The sequence below is a fragment of the Sphaerisporangium sp. NPDC049003 genome, from assembly GCF_043197795.1.
Lineage (GTDB): Bacteria > Actinomycetota > Actinomycetes > Streptosporangiales > Streptosporangiaceae > Sphaerisporangium.
Map to the genome: position 1 here is coordinate 38,235 of NZ_JBICTU010000016.1, position 14,958 is coordinate 53,192.

Genomic DNA, 14,958 nt, shown 5'->3' on the forward strand with positions numbered 1-14,958 from the left:
GCTGTGATGTACCGAATCCGCGTCTGCGTCGGTTCGCTGATCTCCCTGGTATGCCTGGGGTTCGCGCTCTACGCGTTGTATCAGCTGATCCGTGGCGGTAGCTGCGCGTCGGGTGGCAACTACGTCTCCGCGCGCGAGTGCCCGCCGGGCACGGAGAAGTGGGCGTGGATCCTCCCGGGCGCCATCATCGGCGCCCTGCTGAGCTTCTTCCTCGGCACCTTCAAGGGCTTCGGGCCCGCCCCGATCGACCGTATCAACGCCGCGTTGGACCCGGCCACTCGCCGCGACGGCCGGGTCATCGTGGCGCGCGGCCAGGTGTTCACCCGCGGTGAGACGCCCGATTCCTGGCAGATGTTCACCCCGGGCCAGGCGCCTTCCCCAACAGGGGCGCCCGGCGGGTCCACGGACTCCCAGGATCCGATCGTCCGGCTCCAGAAACTCCGCGAGCTGCTCGACGCGGGCACCCTGTCCCCCGCCGAGTTCGAGCAGGCGAAAGCGAAGATCCTCCGCGAGATGTGACTTCCCCCTGACCCACGCACGCCGATCCCGCCGCTCCCGCCGCGAAGCCCCCGGCCGAGCCGGGAACGCCTAGTACGCCGACGAGTCCGACTCGCGGACGTCGCGGAGGTACGGCGGGGCGAGGGCCCGGGTCAGGTTCCTGTGCCGCAGGAAGTAGTCGTTCGCCGCGTCGACCAGCGGGCCTACCGGGCAGAGCACCGACCGCGCGTTCCCCACGGCCCCCGTACGGCCCGCGCCCCGCGAGCCGATGTACTCCCCCGCCCGGCCGAAGTCGCCCTCGTACATGACGAGCTGCCGCGTATCCCGCCAGGTGGTCAGGCCGTCCGCCCGGCGAGCGGGGACGGCCACCCGATGCGTCCTGCGTCCCCTGAAGGGCGTCAGATGCTCGCTGAGGTGCAGCATCGTGCACTTGTCCCAGCCGACCCCGAGGAGCAGCGCCTTGGCCCCGAGGTCGCACAGCCGCCCGAGGGGACCGCCGGCGCCCAGGCCGTACGACAGCGGGTGGTCGGCGACGACGCGTTCGGCGTGCGGGCCGTCGGCGACGAAGGAGTACAGCGGGTGTGACGACCTTCGCGCGCCCCCGGCCGTCCTGACGATCTCGGGGAACCGGCCGAGGCCCGGCTGGGCGGGGTGCAGGTGCGGGTCGAACGGCGGGAGCGTCGCCCGTACGGTCTGCCACCACTGCGGCGGGACGGGCCGGTTCACCCACGTGCCGGGGTCGCTCAGATACGTGGTGAACGAGGGGACGACCAGCGTCCCCTGCTCCCCCACGGCGTCCCGCAGGGCCTGCTGGAGTGCGACGCCGCCTCCGACGACCCATCCGATCGCCTTGATGGAGGCGTGGACGATGACGACGTCCCCCGGTTCGAGCCCGAGCGCGGCCAGATCCCCGGCCAGGCCCTCCCGCGTGAAGGGCCCTGGCACGCTCTCGTCCGCGGTGCTATGAAGCATCCGCGCCCCTGATCCACGTGTCCGTCATTCCCGCGCACCTCATTCTCATGCCCCTCATTCCCACCCCCGTCATTCCGCCCCGGCGGGATTCCCGTGCCCCGCGAGCGCGGGGGGCGCCGGATCGTCCGCCAGGTGCGCCACCGTCCCCGCCACCCGCCGGTACAGGGCCGCGGCGAGGAGCATCGCGGCGGTGAAGACCAGCCACGCGAGCCCGTCCCCTCCGCTGAACACCGCGCCGATCACCAGCGGCCCGAGGACCCCTTCGATGATCTGCGTGAGGTGGAACGCCGAGGCGTACTCTCCCCGGCGGTCGTCGGGGCCGAGGTTCAGGCCCAGGTAGAAGGCCGCGCCGTTCTGCAGCAGCTCGGTGATGGTCAGCAGCCCGAAGCCGACCACCAGGATGAACGCGGCCACCACCGTGGAGCCCGGCCACAGCGACACCGCCATGACCGCGCAGCCGGCCGCGCCCACGACTCCCGCGACCCGGGACCCGCGCACCGCCGTGGGGAAAGACACCCCGGAACGCTCGGCGGCCGCGACCTGGAAGGCCACGACGAGCACGGTGTTCAGGCCGATCAGCACCGGAATGCTCCACGGCGGGACGACCCCGGTGACGGAGATCCACAGGGGGATCCCGACCGCGAGCAGCGAGGAGTGCAGCCCCAGCACGGACGTCGTGACGATCATCGAGGGCATGCCGCGCTCGAAGGCGGCGTGCCAGCCCGCGGTCCTTGGCGCGTCGTCCGCCCGCCGCTTGACGGCCCCGCCGCGAAGGCGCGCCACCATCAGCCCGGCGAGCAGGAAGCTGCCCGCGTTGACGAACGGCGAGGCGGCCAGGAAGGAGCCGGGTGCGGCGGCGAGCAGGATCGCCGACGCCCCGGCGCCGACGGCCATGCCGGCGTTGCCGAACGACCGGATCATGGCACGGCCCCGCGCGCGGTCCCGCGCCCCGAACGCGTCTCCGATCAGCGATATGAACGGGGCTCCGCACGAGAAGTGCAGCAGCGAGTAGACGGTGGCGAACAGGACGAACGCACCCAGGCTCCGCACCAGCGGCAGCAGGCAGAAGACCGCGCCGAGGCCGACGAGCAGCCCGGCGAGCAGGCGCCGCCCTCCCCACCTGTCCGACAGCCGCCCGGCGACGAGGTTGGACACCAGGCCGAACGCGCCGCCGACGGCCAGCCCGAGCCCGATGTGCCAGACGCTCAGCCCCGACTGCCGGTTCAGGTAGAGGACCAGGGTGGAGAACTGTACGCCGTTGCCCACGCAGTCGACGACGTGCACGGCGACCAGCCTGCGCGCGTCGGTGTGTCCCCGCGTGGCCCGAAAGGCGCGGGCGAGGTTCAGTGTGGAATCAGCCATTGGGCCCGCCTTCTCGATCGGCCGGGGTGTCCGGCGCCGTCAGGTCGAACTCGTCTCGCAGGACGGAGAACAGAAGCTGGTCGTGCCAGCGCCCGCCGCGCCACTGCGCGCGGCGGACGGTGCCTTCGAGCCGGAACCCGACCTTCTCCAGGCACCTGACCTCGGCGCGGTTCTCCGGGTCGGTGGTGGCCTGCACACGCTCGACCCGGGTGTGGGTGAACAGGTAGCGCACCAGCTCGCGCTGGGCCCGGGTGCCGATGCCCCGCCCGCGCCGGTCCGGCAGCAGGCCGATGGCGATCTCCCAGCACAGCGAGGTGTCCCTACGCCCCCAGCGCCGCTCCAGCCACTCGACGCGGCCGGACAGCTCGCCGTCCACGATGACGGAGAGCATGTTGTCGGGCCCTCCGAGCAGCCGCCGCGCACGCAGCGCCTCGTACAGGCCAACGGTCGGGGTGAATCCGAACCACTGGTACGCGCTCGCGCCCTCCTCGCTCTGGAAGGCCGCGTCGAAGGCGTGGAGGTCGGCCTCCACGACGGGCCGAAGCTCCAGGGTTCCCGGCATATCAATCGCTCCCCATGTCGACGGAACTGAACCTGTCCTGGCCCGGTGTCGTCGCGGCGGCCTCCAGACACGCTCGCGCGGTCCAGCGGTACCAGTCGGCGACGACTCCGGGCTGCCGGAGAGCATGGCCCTCGTCGCGGAACAGCACAAGCTCGCTGTCGACGCCCTCGCGCACCAGGATCCGGTGGGCGCGCACCGATTCGGTGTACGGCACGAGGTGGTCGGCCATCCCGTGCGAGAGCAGGACGCGCGTGCCGGGCCGTACCCGCTCCGGCCTCACCGACTGCCCGGCGTACAGGGGACCTTCGTGAAGGGGGTGGCCGTACTCGCGCACCCACGACCACAAGGCCGCGGAGCCGTAGGCCACGCCGGAGAGGTCGAGCGGGCTCGCGTGGGCGACGGCCAGGCGGACGTCCAGCTCACAGGCGGTGTGCAGGGCGAGGTAGCCGCCGAAGCTGCCTCCCATCGCGAGCAAGGGGACGCCGGCGAGGCCGTGCCGCGTCCTGATCTCCTCGACGAGCGCGACGGCGCCGGCCCCGATGCCCGACCGCCAGGCGCGCCAGCCCGCCGCCATGTTCGCGGTGCCGTACCCGCTGGACATGGGCGGCTCCACCAGGGCCACGGTGAAGCCGAGCCGCGTGAAGGGCCACGGGTTCCATCTCCACGACCAGTCGCACCAGCTCATGGTCGGGCCGCCGTGGAACATCGCGATCAGCCCCCGCGCCCGTACCCCCCGCGGGGGAAGGCACAGCGCGTACCCCATCGGGACCTCGCCGAGCACGACCCGGTGCCGCTCCAGGCGGCCGGTGAGCCCGGCGACGGGCGCGGAGGACTCCACGCGCTCCTCGTACGGCCCGTCCAGGTCGCCGGCCGTGAGGTACGGAGGGGTGCCGACCCCCGAGTGGATCGCGACGACGCGGTCCGCCCCGGTCGCCGACACCGACAGCACCGACGATCCGGTGTCCCTCTCCGACCAGGTGCCGTCGGACAGGTCGCAGACCTGGAGCGTCCGTACGCTGCCGCGCTCGGAGGTCGCCAGGAGCCGGGTGTCCGAGAGCCAGCACTGCGGGACGGCCCACACCTCGCGGTCGGTGGGCACGGGCCGGAGCGTCAGCTCCACGAGGTCGAGGACGTACGGATGGTGCTCCAGGTGGTCGGGGCCGAAGCCGCCGCTGGAGGCGACCAGCGCCACCGAGCGCCCGCCGGGCGACGTGAGCGGGCCGGACAGGTCGCACCCGTCCAGCCACACCTCTTCGACCGGCCCCTCCCCCGGCCCCCAGACGGCGAGTCCGTATCTCTGGACGCCGCCGCGCTCCTCGCGGGCGATGCCCCCGGCCATCCGGCCGCCCTCGGCCCAGGTCATCTCGCCCGTGAGCGCCGGCGGGCACCGCTCCTCACGGAACGACCCGTCGAGGGACAGCGTGGCGACCCGCCACAGCTCCCCGGTGTCCGCGAGCGAGAAGTTGGCCTTCGTGGTACGCAGCGCACCGGGCATCTCGGAGGAGGTGCCGTCGGGCGGCTGGAAGGTCAGCAGCAGCGCCTCCTCGTCCGGCCGCCACAGCAGCGAGCCGACGCGGCCCGGCACGCGGCGGATCTCGGTCTCGGGCATGTCCGGCCGGGCCAGGTCCAGGTACGAGATGCTCTGAGCCCGGCCCGCCGTTCTGGCGAACACGATCTCGGACTTCCGGACGGGGACCACGCGGCCGGCGCCCCGGATCACCCGCTGGGGAGCCCACCCGGTGAGCCCGCGTTCGTAGACGATGGCGTTGGTGACGGTACGGCGGCCCTCGGGCACCTCCACGATAAGGACGAAATAGGCACCCCCTACCGCCACCACGCTCCTCATACGGGGCTCGCTGCCGAGATATTCGATCCAATTGGCGAGGTCGACCGGTTCCACCGCTTCTACATCCCTGTTTCCTAGCGCTGGTGCGCCTTTCTCATTTTGATTGTCGATTCCAGCGTTCTGATCGGGTCGGCGGTGGAGAGATGAGCCCCGAGCAGTTCACGGAGAAGGTCCACCTTCGCATTGGGGCTCAGCCGGTGGTGGTCGATCATCAAATTGTCGAACAGCGGCTCGCTCATGAACTGCGCGAGATACACGTCGGCCAGGTCACCGGTCGTCGGCTCCTCGATGGTGATGGCGATGTGAATCGAGTTGCCGACGCGGGCCGTGGCGTAGTGCGGGGCGCCGTGCGGCATGTAGAGAACGTCTCCCGGCGTGAGGGTGACGTCGATGCGCCTGTCCTCCGGGATATCGGGCTGGTGATACCGGTCCGATCCGCTGATCGAGGTCTCGTCGAGCAGCCCGACATGCCAGTCCTTGACACCGGCGACCTGAAGCACCAGCACGTGCGAGCCGTCCATGTGCGCCTGGATCGCGGTCTTGCCAGGAGGGCTCAGGAAGACATACGCCTCCAGCTCGGCGCGGAACTCCGGCGCGAGGCTCTCGACCAGCGCGCGAATGCGGGGATGCCAGTGCTCCGGCTGGTTGAACTTGAACGTCCCCCCGGCGGCGAAGTCCTTGAGGATCTGTTCCTTGTTGATGTATCCGGGAACCTCGTGACCGACGATGTTCCTCTTTTTCGTCATGTCCGTGAGCGCCGACCGCACCCCCTCGTTGAAGGCGGTGAAGTACGGGCGGATCAGCAGTCCGCAGTCGACCTCATCCCATATCTCCTGCTCGGAGATGAGCCCCGGCAGGTCCGCGGACGCGCGGAAGACCGTGGGCTGGTTTCCCCAGTGATCGGTGAAGAAGTCGCCGACGTCGCCCACCAGGTCTTCCAGCCGGGTCGGCAGGCCGGTTTCCTCTCGTCGCTCCACCGCCAGGTCGCTCATCCTGTCTTCTTCCTCATCGTCGAAAGCGCGAGTCGTGTCCAGGTCTCGGCGTCGAGCTCGTCCAGCCCGCGGACGAGCGCCGCCTGCACGTCGGTCGAGCGCTCCTCAAGGGTCCGTGTGTGGAATCGCCCGACCAGGTCGGGGTCGGCGTCCTCGATGTGCTGCCGGAGCGCCTCAAGCAGGTCCTCGGGGGTCGGCTCGGTCAGGGTGAACGTCAGGTGCATGGACGGCCCGCCATGCGCCACGGCGTCGTGCGGCCAGCCGTGGGGCAGGTACAGCACGTCCCCCGGCTCCAGCACGAACCTGTGGCTCGGCTCCACGTTGTCGACGTCGAGCCCCGCGTCCGACCTGACCTGGCCTTTCTGTGCGTATAGGTGCCATTCCTTGCGGCCTTCGAGCTGGACCACCACCACGTGGGAGGCGTCCCGGTGGGGAAGCATCCCCCGCTTCTCCTCCGGCGTCCAGAACACGTAGGTGGAAACGCACACGGGCGCCGACTCCTCGATCGCCCGGACGATCTCCCGTGTCGGCCGGTGCCAGTCCGAGAGCTGGTTGAGCTTCAGCGTCGCGCCGGCGTCCATGAGGCGGCGGATCTTCGCGAGGTCGGCGAACCCATCGCGGGGGTGGCCGATGACGTTCCGCACGCGCGTGAACGTGCCGACCTGCGGGACCTGGCCGTCACGGAGCACGGAGAAATACGGCCAGCGGAGAAGACTCGCCTCCAGTTTCCCGGTGATGAGGCCCGTCGATATGTAGTCGGCCGGATTTATCGCGCCACGGACGACTTTGTGGTCCTTCGCCCACACGTCGCCGAAGATTCCCTGGGCGCGAAGGAGCTCGACAAGTTTGTGACCCAATTGAATCATTCCCTTTGAGAAGGGATCCGGGAGGCCGTGCCTCCCGGATCCGAACCATCATGGGGGCTTAGGCCTCGTGGATCTGGTTCATGATCATCATGGGGGCGTCGAAAGCGTCCTCGGCCTCACCGACATTACGCTCGGCGGCACCGTCCTCCTGGCCGGCGAGGGACTTCACGGTGTCACGAAGTGCCATAATGAATCTCCTTCTCTAGGCCGACCTACTTTGTGTAGATCGCGTTGCCGATTGAAGGTTACCCAGACCCCCTTAAAGGCTGTCAACCGCTATTTATTCGATATTGCGCTCATTATTTAAATCGTCTGCGGAGGCCGCTGCGGTGGTAGTCTCTCCGCTCTCGCGCCCACCGGACGGCATCTCGGTGAGGAGGGCCTCCTTGCCTGACGGGCGGCACGTCGACATGCTCGAAGACGATCGGCGCAGCGCGATGCGATCGCGCGCGGACGCGGCACGGGGTTGTCAGAGGAGACGAAAGTGCGCACGGGAGAAGGCGCGGCAGAAGCGATCCGAGTAGGGGTGCGGCCGTTCAGAAGTGGTTCAGGACCGATTCAGCGCGCACCCGTCAGGAACCTCCGGACTTGGCGCGCCCGTCAGGAGCCGTAGAGGCGCGTGGCGTACTCAGGGCCGTAGTAGCGTTCGAGCTGTTCCAGGGTTTCCTCGGTCCGCTGGACGCTCTTCACTATGCGCGCGTGCGTCGGCAGCGCGTCGGGGTTCCACGTCTCGGGCTTCCACAGCGAGGACCGCAGGAATGACTTGCCGCAGTGGAAGAAGATCTGCTCGATCTCCACGACCAGGGCCAGCGAGGGCCGGTGCCCCTTGACGATCATCTGGTCGAAGAACGACGCCTCGCGCAGCAGCCGGGCCCTGCCGTTGACGCGCAGGGTCTCGGTGCGGCCCGGAACGACGTAGACCAGGCCGACGTGTGGGTTCTCCAGGACGTTGACGAAGCCGTCCACCCGGCGGTTGCCCGGACGGTCGGGGATCGCGATCGTGACGTCGTCGATCACGTGGGTGAAGCCGGGCGGGTCGCCCTTGGGCGAGACGTCGCAGGTGCCGTCGGCGCCGGCCGTCGCGATCAGGCAGAACGGGGACGCCGCGAGCCACTCCCTGTCGCGCTCGTGCAGCGCCACCCGCTCCTTGGAGACCGCCCTCGGCATCGGCTCGCCGAGCAGCTCGCGCAGCTCGGACTTGGAGGTGATCTCCACGAAGTCCGCGTTCCCCGTCACCGCGTCTCCTCACGCCATCATGCGATCATGACCGCCGCCCAGCATACGTGGCGCGTTCCTGACCGCAGGAGGCCCCCTCCGGCCTACTTCCAGCGGAAGTACACGAACAGGCGGCCGTGGTTCTTGGCGTCCTTGTCGATGCGGTGGTAGAGGGCCTTGATTTCCTTCTGGTCGAGGAAGCGCAGCACCTTCTTCTTGAGCTGGCCCGAGCCCTTGCCGGGGATGATCTCGACCTCGGTGGCCTTCTTCTGCACGGCCTCCTGGATGATCCCGCGCAGCGCCCGGTCGATCTCGCCGCCCCTGTTGTAGATGTCGTGGAGATCCAGTTTCAGCTTCACGCCCGTGATTGTACGTCCCTGCGCTTTGGAACGTTCTTCTAACTGCGGCTATCGCACCATTTAACCGGCTCGTGTCCATATTTGGTCAGATATTGCTGCACATCCGTAGCTGGAGTGATCTAGGCGTGAATGTGGTCCGCCTCTAGACTCCGACTGTGTTTGGTCGCCCGGAAACGGGTGGCCATCCACGAGTCGCCCAACGGGGAGGGTGGGGTCCTTCCCCGTGCTCTCTCACGGGCGACGTGGCTCCTCCATGCCCGCTGGGCGGCGGTTTCCAGTGGTTCTCCAGGAGGTGTCGTGCCAAGCAAGCCCCTGCCCACTCTCTTATCCCGAGCGCGCCGCATCGCGGCCGTCGGCGCGAGTCTCGCGGTCGTCGGCGTGATGTGCCCGGCCGTACCGGCTTCAGCGGAACCGACCCCCACCCCCGCGACAGGGTCGACCAGCAAGTGGAAGGCGACCCCGCTCACCGCCGCCGACCGTGTCCAGGGGGCCAAGTCTCCGAGCGGCAAGCTGGCGAAGAGTGACACAGCCCTCTTCAAGGCGACGTCGAGCAACCCGGTCAGCGTGGTCGTCAAGCTCGACTACGACTCGCTGGCGGCGTACAAGGGCGACCTCAAGGGGCTCCCGGGCACCAGCCCGCAGGTCACCGGCAAGAGCCTCGACATCAAGAGCGCGCCCGCCAAGCAGTACGAGAAGCACATCGAGGGCATCGAGGCCAGCTTCCTCGGCGAGCTGGCCAAGCGGATCCCCGGCGCCAAGCCCGGGCAGAAGCTCCGTACGGTCTACGGAGGCATCGCGCTGACCGTGCCCGCCAACAAGGCGGCGGACCTGCTGAAGCTGCCCGGCGTGGCGGCCGTGCAGGAGGACAAGCTACAGCAGCCCCTCACGGACTCCAGCGGGGAGTTCATCGGCGCCCCCACGATCTACAACAAGCTCGGCGGCAGCGCCTCCTCCGGCAAGGGTGTCGTCTACGCCAGCCTCGACTCCGGCGTCTGGCCCGAGCACCCGTCCTTCGCGGACCCGGGCAACCTGCCCGCTCCCCCGCCGACCAAGGACGGCACGCCCCGGGCCTGCAACTTCGGGGACAACCCGCTGACGCCCGCGAACGACCCGTTCGTCTGCAACCACAAGCTGATCGGCGGCCAGCCGTTCCTGGCGACCTACAACCTCGTCTTCGGCGGCGAGGTGTACGGCACCAGCGCGCGTGACTCCAACGGGCACGGCACCCACACCGCCACCACCTCGGCGGGCGGCCCCGTGGCGGACGCCAACCCGCTCGGCATCAGCCGCGGCCCCATCCGCGGCATCGCGCCCGCGGCGGCCGTCTCGGTCTACAAGGTCTGCGGCGCCGAGGGCTGCTTCCCCTCCGACTCCGCCGCCGCCGTCGGCCGCGCGATCCTCGACGGCGCCCGCGTGATCAACTTCTCGATCTCGGGCGGCAGCGACCCGTACAGCGACCCGGTGGAGCTGGCGTTCCTCGACGCGTACGCGGCCGGTGTGTTCGTGTCCGCCTCGGCGGGCAACTCCGGTCCCGGGGCGAACACCACCGACCACCGCAGCCCGTGGGTGACGACCGTCGCCGCGTCCACGCAGACCCGTACCTTCCGGTCGACCGTGACGCTCACCGGTACGGGCGGGGCCACCGCCACCGTGTCCGGCGCCTCGATCACGGCCGGAGTCGCCTCGCCGCTCCCCGTGGTGTCGGCCGCCGCTCCGCCGTACTCCAAGCCGCTGTGCGACACCCCCGCCCCCCCGGGCCTGTTCGCCGGCAAGATCGTCGTCTGCCAGCGCGGGCCCAACCGGGTGCTCAAGGGCTTCAACGTCAAGCAGGGCGGCGCGGCGGGCATGCTCCTGTACAACGCCACGCCGCTCGACGTGATGACCGACAACCACTGGCTGCCTGCGGTCCACATCGATCAGCCCGACAGCACGACCCTGCTGAACTTCCTCACCGCCAACCCGGGCGCGAAGGCGGCGTTCACCGCGGGCACCAAGACGACCTGGCAGGGCGACGCCATGACCACGTTCTCCTCGCGGGGACCGGGCGGCGACTTCCTCAAGCCGGACGTCACCGCTCCCGGCCTGCACATCCTGGCCGGGCAGACCCCGACGCCCGAGTCACCCCTTGAGGGCCCCCCGGGCAACCTCTACCAGGTGATCGCCGGTACCTCGATGTCCTCCCCGCACGTGGCCGGGGCCGGCGCCCTGCTGTTCGCGCTGCACCCGGACTGGACGCCGGGCCAGGTCAAGTCCGCCCTGGAGACCACGGCCAAGACCTCGGTCACCAAGCAGGACCGGGTCACCCCCGCCGACCCGTTCGACTACGGCGGCGGGCGCATCGACCTCACCAAGGCCGGCGACCCCGGCCTGACGCTCGACGAGTCCGCGGCGAACTACGCGGCCTCCGCGCTCGACCCGCTCAACCGGATCGACCTGAACGTGCCGTCGGTGAACGCGCCGACCATGCCGGGCATCATCACCGCCAAGCGCAAGGTCACCAACGTCACCGACAAGACGCTTGTCTACACCGCCTCGGGCACCGCTCCGAGCGGAGCGAGCGTGACGGTGCTGCCGCCGCTGTTCACCGTCAAGCCGGGCAAGAGCGTCAACCTCACCATCATCATCACCGCGCCGGAGCTGGCCGAGGGACAGTACTTCGGCCAGGTCAACCTGAAGCAGACCGGCGGCAGCCGCGACCTGCACCTGCCGGTCGCGTTCTACCGCAAGGAGGGCGCGGTTCCGGTCGACCAGACCTGCGCGCCGAGCACCATCGCCAAGAACACCGGCGAGTCCACCTGCACGGTCACGGTCGAGAACACCACCATGAAGGACACCGAGGTCACCGCGCTCAGCACGCTCGACTCCAAGCTGCGGCTCAACAGCGTGACCGGGGCCACCAAGGTGGGCACCCAGATCGCGACGACCAAGGCCACGCTGGCGGCCCGCCAGCCCGACAAGCCGTCCATCGCTCCGGGCACCGGGCCCGCGGGCTACCTCCCGCTGGACCTGTTCGGCATCGCGCCGACCCCGATCGGCGACGAGGAGTCCATCAACTTCAACGTCCCGGCCTTCACCTACGCGGGGAAGAGCTACAACCGGATCGGCGTCGTCTCCGACGGCTACAGCGTCGTGGGCGGTACGTCCGGGACGGCGGACGTCTCGTACCAGCCGCAGACCCTGCCCGACACGACACCGCCGAACAACGTGCTGGCCGGCTACTGGACCGACCTGGACGGCACGGGCGCGCCCGGCATCTACGCGGGCACGCTCACCGACGGCGTCGACACCTGGCTCGTCCTCGAATGGCGCCTCCACCTGTACGGCGAAACCGGGCTGAAGGTGTTCCAGCAGTGGATCGGCGTCAACGGCACCGAGGACATCACCTACGCGTACGACCCGTCGAACCTGCCCGGTGACCCCGGGGCCTCGTACGGGCTGACCGTGGGAGCGGAGAACGCGGAAGGCACCGCCGGCGGCCAGATCTCCGGCCCGCCGACCGAGGACTACCGCGTCACCAGCACGCCGGGCGCTCCCGGCGGCAAGCTCACCTACACCATGAAGGTGAAGGGCGTCTCCTCCGGAGCCGGCTCCATCACCACCGCCACCTCGACCCCTGAGGTCAAGGGCATCACCATCGAAGTAGACAAGATCACCGTCCAGTAGCCGAACAGGGCGGGGCCGGCGCCCACCGGCCCCGCCCACCTTGTCCTTGCCGCCCACGTCAAGGCACTGCTACGCCCCTGACAGCGGCCAGGGCCGGGGCACGCGAACCTCCAAACAGAGACTGCAGCGGCCCAGGATAGATAGCTGCTTCGCATCGTGGGGACCCTAGTGAACTCCACCGACAGACCACAAAGCACACCGTTCGCCTGCCCGCCCGGCTGCTCCGACTGCTGTCATCGCCGCAGAACCGGCGCGCGTCCATCAAAACCCGCTACCAGGACAGACATCGCCTGACTACTCGGCTCCCTGAAGAGCTACACCCATTTTCTTTTGTAGCTGGCCCACCCGGCACCCACTTGGGTGGGGAAGCCCGGGCTACCCACCCGAGCAGTGACTTGCCCGGGTGGCGGGGGCAGGGTGGGGCGCTCCTGACACGCGTCGTTTGAAATGGCGCTCCTGACATCCATCGTTTGGACTGACGCTCCTGAGGCCCCCGGCGGCGCCTCATCCCCCGCCCTCAGGTGGCTTCTCATTTCGGCGCCGGTACGGTGAGACGCAGTGCGGCGAAGACGGCGCCATTCTGCGGCGGCTCACCCGGTGATTGTTCGCATACACCGCTTCGCGTAATACACGGAGGCTACTCCGTCACCTGGAACCACACGGTCCGGCCAAGATCACCGTCGTGATGTGACCCCCATGCGGTCGCGATGGCGTTGACCATCCACAGGCCGCGCCCGCCGTCGCTGTCCGTCTCAGCCGCTCGCGCGACCGGCGCGCTCGTGGCCGAACCGGCATCGGTCACCTCAACGTGGACCACCCGCGAGACCAGGGCCACCCGTACGATGACCCTCCCGTCCGCCGTCCACCCGGACGCCGAGTGGGCCACCGCGTTGGTCACCACCTCGCTCAGCAGGAGCAGGACGTCGTCCAGCGCCGGAGCGGCGATCCTCAGCGCCAGCAGCCCTCGTACCCATGCACGGGCCGCCGGTACGGACGCGTCCTCCCCGGGGAAGTCTCCACGCCACCCGCGTGCCGGCACCTCGCCACCGTGCCGGACGACCTGCTCGTCCGACCTCATGCGATCACCGTGTGCCGCTCGCACGCCGACGGACTGCCGCCCCCGCACCTCCGCTGAAGGCCGTCAGAGCGCCGAGGCCCGCCATTTCGATCACATATCACTGGTCCTGCCCCTGATTCATGGACGATGAAACGCTTTCTGTTCTCGTCCTGCCGGAGAAAGAAGGCGTGTGCTTAGACTGCCTTCGTGACCGATGAATACATGGCCAGATCGGCACCCCAGAAGATGACCGGTAATGACAGTCGCTGGTTTATCGATACCTGGGTTCTGGTATTGCCACTCAAGCCGAAAGGTCCGTTTTTCTCTATTTCGAGAGGAACGCCATGAGCGTCGAACCCTCCCCCGGCCAGGGATCACCCCGTGCGCGCTTCGGCGCCGAGATGCGCCACCTGCGCGAAGCCGCGCAACTGTCCCAGGCCGCCGTGGCCTCCCGCCTCGGATGCACCCAGACCCAGGTCAGCCGCCTGGAGGCCGCCACCCGGACACCCTCGAAATCCGACGCCGAAAAACTCGACCGGCTCTTCGACTCTGAGGGCGGTGCCTACTTCGCGACGTTGCGCCAGCGCATCATCGCGAGCGCAGGCGGACCGATCTGGTTCAGAGGCTGGGCCGAGGAGATCGAACCCCACGCCCTCGTCCTCCGCTCCTGGGACCCCTTGCTGATCCCCGGCCTCCTCCAAACGGAGTCGTATGCTCGGCAACTGTTCAGCCGTGGGCCCCGAGCCGCTACCGAGGAGGTGGAGAAGCAGGTTGAGGCCCGTATGCGCCGCCGGAAGATTCTCGACCGAGAGGACGCACCCCTGCTCCTCGTCCTCGTCGACGCGGGTGTGCTGCGTCGCAGGGTCGGTGGACCGACGGTGATGAGTGAACAGCTCGGCTACCTGCTGGAAACAGCCGAACGACCTTCCGTCACCGTTCAGATCGTCGATCCCGATTGCCTGGCCGGTCTGGCAGGCGCATTCATGATCGCTGAGCTACCTGACAACCAGCCGGACACCATTCACGCGGACTCACCTGTTCAGGGACAGATCACGAGCGACCGTGAATTCGTAATTTCCATTTGGAACCGATATGAAGCGGTACGGGCATGGGCCTATCCTGAGCAGGTATCCCCTAAAATGATCGAGGATGTGAGACGGGAATGGACCTGAGCAGCGCCCTTTGGCGGAAGTCGTCACGCTCTTCGGACAACGGCGGTCAGTGCGTTGAGGTCGCCGCGAACCTGCCCGGGGTGGTCGCGGTCCGCGACAGTAAGAACTCCGACGACCCTCCGTTGATCTTCGCTTCCGCCGAGTGGAGATCCTTCATCGGCGGCCTCAAGGCGGACGGTCTTGGCCAACTGGCATGACCGACCGAAGCAGGCCTTGGTGGCACCCACGGTCACGCCCAAGCCGACTGCCCGGGACGGACTTCGTATACAGCCCACCCGGCGCCCATTTGGGTGGGGCACCGTTGCCGCCCACCCGAGCGATTAGCTCACCTGGATGGCCAGGGGTGGGGGTTGCGGCGCTCCCGGCACCCGCTTGAGCTGAGCGCCACTGACGC

At 69.0% G+C, this 14,958-nt stretch carries 15 protein-coding genes; 5 read left to right on the top strand and 10 right to left on the bottom strand.

From position 1 onward, the window contains the following. Window positions 1-6 precede the first annotated feature (6 nt). On the top strand, window positions 7-519 hold the full coding sequence (locus ACGFIV_RS18830; RefSeq protein ID WP_358553059.1) for an SHOCT domain-containing protein: 513 nt from the start codon (window positions 7-9) through the stop codon (window positions 517-519). A 69-nt stretch (window positions 520-588) separates the two neighbouring features. Here ACGFIV_RS18830 and ACGFIV_RS18835 read toward each other — a convergent pair whose 3' ends face one another. From ACGFIV_RS18835 to ACGFIV_RS18875, 9 genes are all read right to left on the bottom strand, one after another. Beyond that, complete coding sequence (locus ACGFIV_RS18835; protein WP_392836365.1) at window positions 589-1,470, bottom strand: aminoglycoside N(3)-acetyltransferase; 882 nt, start codon at window positions 1,468-1,470, stop codon at window positions 589-591. Window positions 1,471-1,539: 69 nt separating this feature from the next. Continuing rightward, window positions 1,540-2,832 carry an MFS transporter gene (locus tag ACGFIV_RS18840; RefSeq protein WP_392836367.1) on the bottom strand — a complete coding sequence of 431 codons (1,293 nt, stop codon included), beginning with the start codon at window positions 2,830-2,832 and terminating at the stop codon, window positions 1,540-1,542. Next, a complete protein-coding gene (locus ACGFIV_RS18845) occupies window positions 2,825-3,394 on the bottom strand; it encodes a GNAT family N-acetyltransferase (RefSeq protein ID WP_392836370.1) in 570 nt (189 codons plus the stop codon). The genes ACGFIV_RS18840 and ACGFIV_RS18845 overlap by 8 nt, the downstream gene beginning before the upstream one ends. 1 nt (window position 3,395) lies before the next feature. After that, window positions 3,396-5,228, bottom strand: coding sequence for an alpha/beta hydrolase family protein (locus ACGFIV_RS18850; RefSeq protein WP_392836373.1), 1,833 nt, complete (start codon window positions 5,226-5,228; stop codon window positions 3,396-3,398). Between the two features lie 86 nt (window positions 5,229-5,314). Continuing rightward, window positions 5,315-6,232 (bottom strand): JmjC domain-containing protein, encoded by a 918-nt coding sequence (locus tag ACGFIV_RS18855; protein ID WP_392836376.1) that lies wholly within the window; start codon window positions 6,230-6,232, stop codon window positions 5,315-5,317. Next, on the bottom strand, window positions 6,229-7,089 hold the full coding sequence (locus ACGFIV_RS18860) for a JmjC domain-containing protein (RefSeq protein ID WP_392836380.1): 861 nt from the start codon (window positions 7,087-7,089) through the stop codon (window positions 6,229-6,231). The genes ACGFIV_RS18855 and ACGFIV_RS18860 overlap by 4 nt, the downstream gene beginning before the upstream one ends. Window positions 7,090-7,156: 67 nt before the next feature. Further along, window positions 7,157-7,285 carry a hypothetical protein gene (locus ACGFIV_RS18865; protein ID WP_392836383.1) on the bottom strand — a complete coding sequence of 43 codons (129 nt, stop codon included), beginning with the start codon at window positions 7,283-7,285 and terminating at the stop codon, window positions 7,157-7,159. Between the two features lie 413 nt (window positions 7,286-7,698). Next, a complete protein-coding gene (locus ACGFIV_RS18870; RefSeq protein WP_358560337.1) occupies window positions 7,699-8,334 on the bottom strand; it encodes a pyridoxamine 5'-phosphate oxidase family protein in 636 nt (211 codons plus the stop codon). An 83-nt stretch (window positions 8,335-8,417) separates the two neighbouring features. Then, entirely contained in the window at window positions 8,418-8,672 is a 255-nt protein-coding gene (locus ACGFIV_RS18875) for a Smr/MutS family protein (RefSeq protein WP_248964602.1), read from the bottom strand. 297 nt (window positions 8,673-8,969) lie between these two features. Here ACGFIV_RS18875 and ACGFIV_RS18880 point away from each other — a divergent pair, with 297 nt between their 5' ends. Beyond that, the gene (locus ACGFIV_RS18880; protein WP_392836388.1) at window positions 8,970-12,335 is read left to right on the top strand and encodes a S8 family serine peptidase; all 3,366 of its coding nucleotides are present in this window, start codon (window positions 8,970-8,972) and stop codon (window positions 12,333-12,335) included. 637 nt (window positions 12,336-12,972) lie between these two features. On the opposite strand, the gene ACGFIV_RS18885 is transcribed toward ACGFIV_RS18880, so the two are convergent. Then, entirely contained in the window at window positions 12,973-13,413 is a 441-nt protein-coding gene (locus tag ACGFIV_RS18885; RefSeq protein ID WP_358560341.1) for an ATP-binding protein, read from the bottom strand. Window positions 13,414-13,599: 186 nt separating this feature from the next. On the opposite strand from ACGFIV_RS18885, the gene ACGFIV_RS18890 reads away from it, so the two are divergent. Genes ACGFIV_RS18890 through ACGFIV_RS18900 form a run of 3 tightly spaced genes read left to right on the top strand, consistent with a single transcriptional unit; the run spans window position 13,600 to window position 14,761 of the window. Then, a complete protein-coding gene (locus tag ACGFIV_RS18890; RefSeq protein WP_392836392.1) occupies window positions 13,600-13,740 on the top strand; it encodes a hypothetical protein in 141 nt (46 codons plus the stop codon). Beyond that, the gene (locus ACGFIV_RS18895; protein WP_392836395.1) at window positions 13,737-14,564 is read left to right on the top strand and encodes a Scr1 family TA system antitoxin-like transcriptional regulator; all 828 of its coding nucleotides are present in this window, start codon (window positions 13,737-13,739) and stop codon (window positions 14,562-14,564) included. Before ACGFIV_RS18890 ends, ACGFIV_RS18895 begins: the two co-directional genes overlap by 4 nt. Then, a complete protein-coding gene (locus tag ACGFIV_RS18900) occupies window positions 14,555-14,761 on the top strand; it encodes a DUF397 domain-containing protein (RefSeq protein WP_358562184.1) in 207 nt (68 codons plus the stop codon). Before ACGFIV_RS18895 ends, ACGFIV_RS18900 begins: the two co-directional genes overlap by 10 nt. Window positions 14,762-14,958 lie beyond the last annotated feature (197 nt).

Coding starts and splice junctions, on each gene's coding strand:
- ACGFIV_RS18845 (WP_392836370.1), bottom strand. CDS start 3,394: ATGCCGGGAACCCTGGAGCTTCGGCCCGTCGTGGAGGCCGACCTCCAC.
- ACGFIV_RS18865 (WP_392836383.1), bottom strand. CDS start 7,285: ATGGCACTTCGTGACACCGTGAAGTCCCTCGCCGGCCAGGAGGACGGT.
- ACGFIV_RS18855 (WP_392836376.1), bottom strand. CDS start 6,232: ATGAGCGACCTGGCGGTGGAGCGACGAGAGGAAACCGGCCTGCCGACC.
- ACGFIV_RS18895 (WP_392836395.1), top strand. CDS start 13,737: ATGAGCGTCGAACCCTCCCCCGGCCAGGGATCACCCCGTGCGCGCTTC.
- ACGFIV_RS18885 (WP_358560341.1), bottom strand. CDS start 13,413: ATGAGGTCGGACGAGCAGGTCGTCCGGCACGGTGGCGAGGTGCCGGCA.
- ACGFIV_RS18840 (WP_392836367.1), bottom strand. CDS start 2,832: ATGGCTGATTCCACACTGAACCTCGCCCGCGCCTTTCGGGCCACGCGG.
- ACGFIV_RS18900 (WP_358562184.1), top strand. CDS start 14,555: ATGGACCTGAGCAGCGCCCTTTGGCGGAAGTCGTCACGCTCTTCGGAC.
- ACGFIV_RS18835 (WP_392836365.1), bottom strand. CDS start 1,470: ATGCTTCATAGCACCGCGGACGAGAGCGTGCCAGGGCCCTTCACGCGG.
- ACGFIV_RS18830 (WP_358553059.1), top strand. CDS start 7: ATGTACCGAATCCGCGTCTGCGTCGGTTCGCTGATCTCCCTGGTATGC.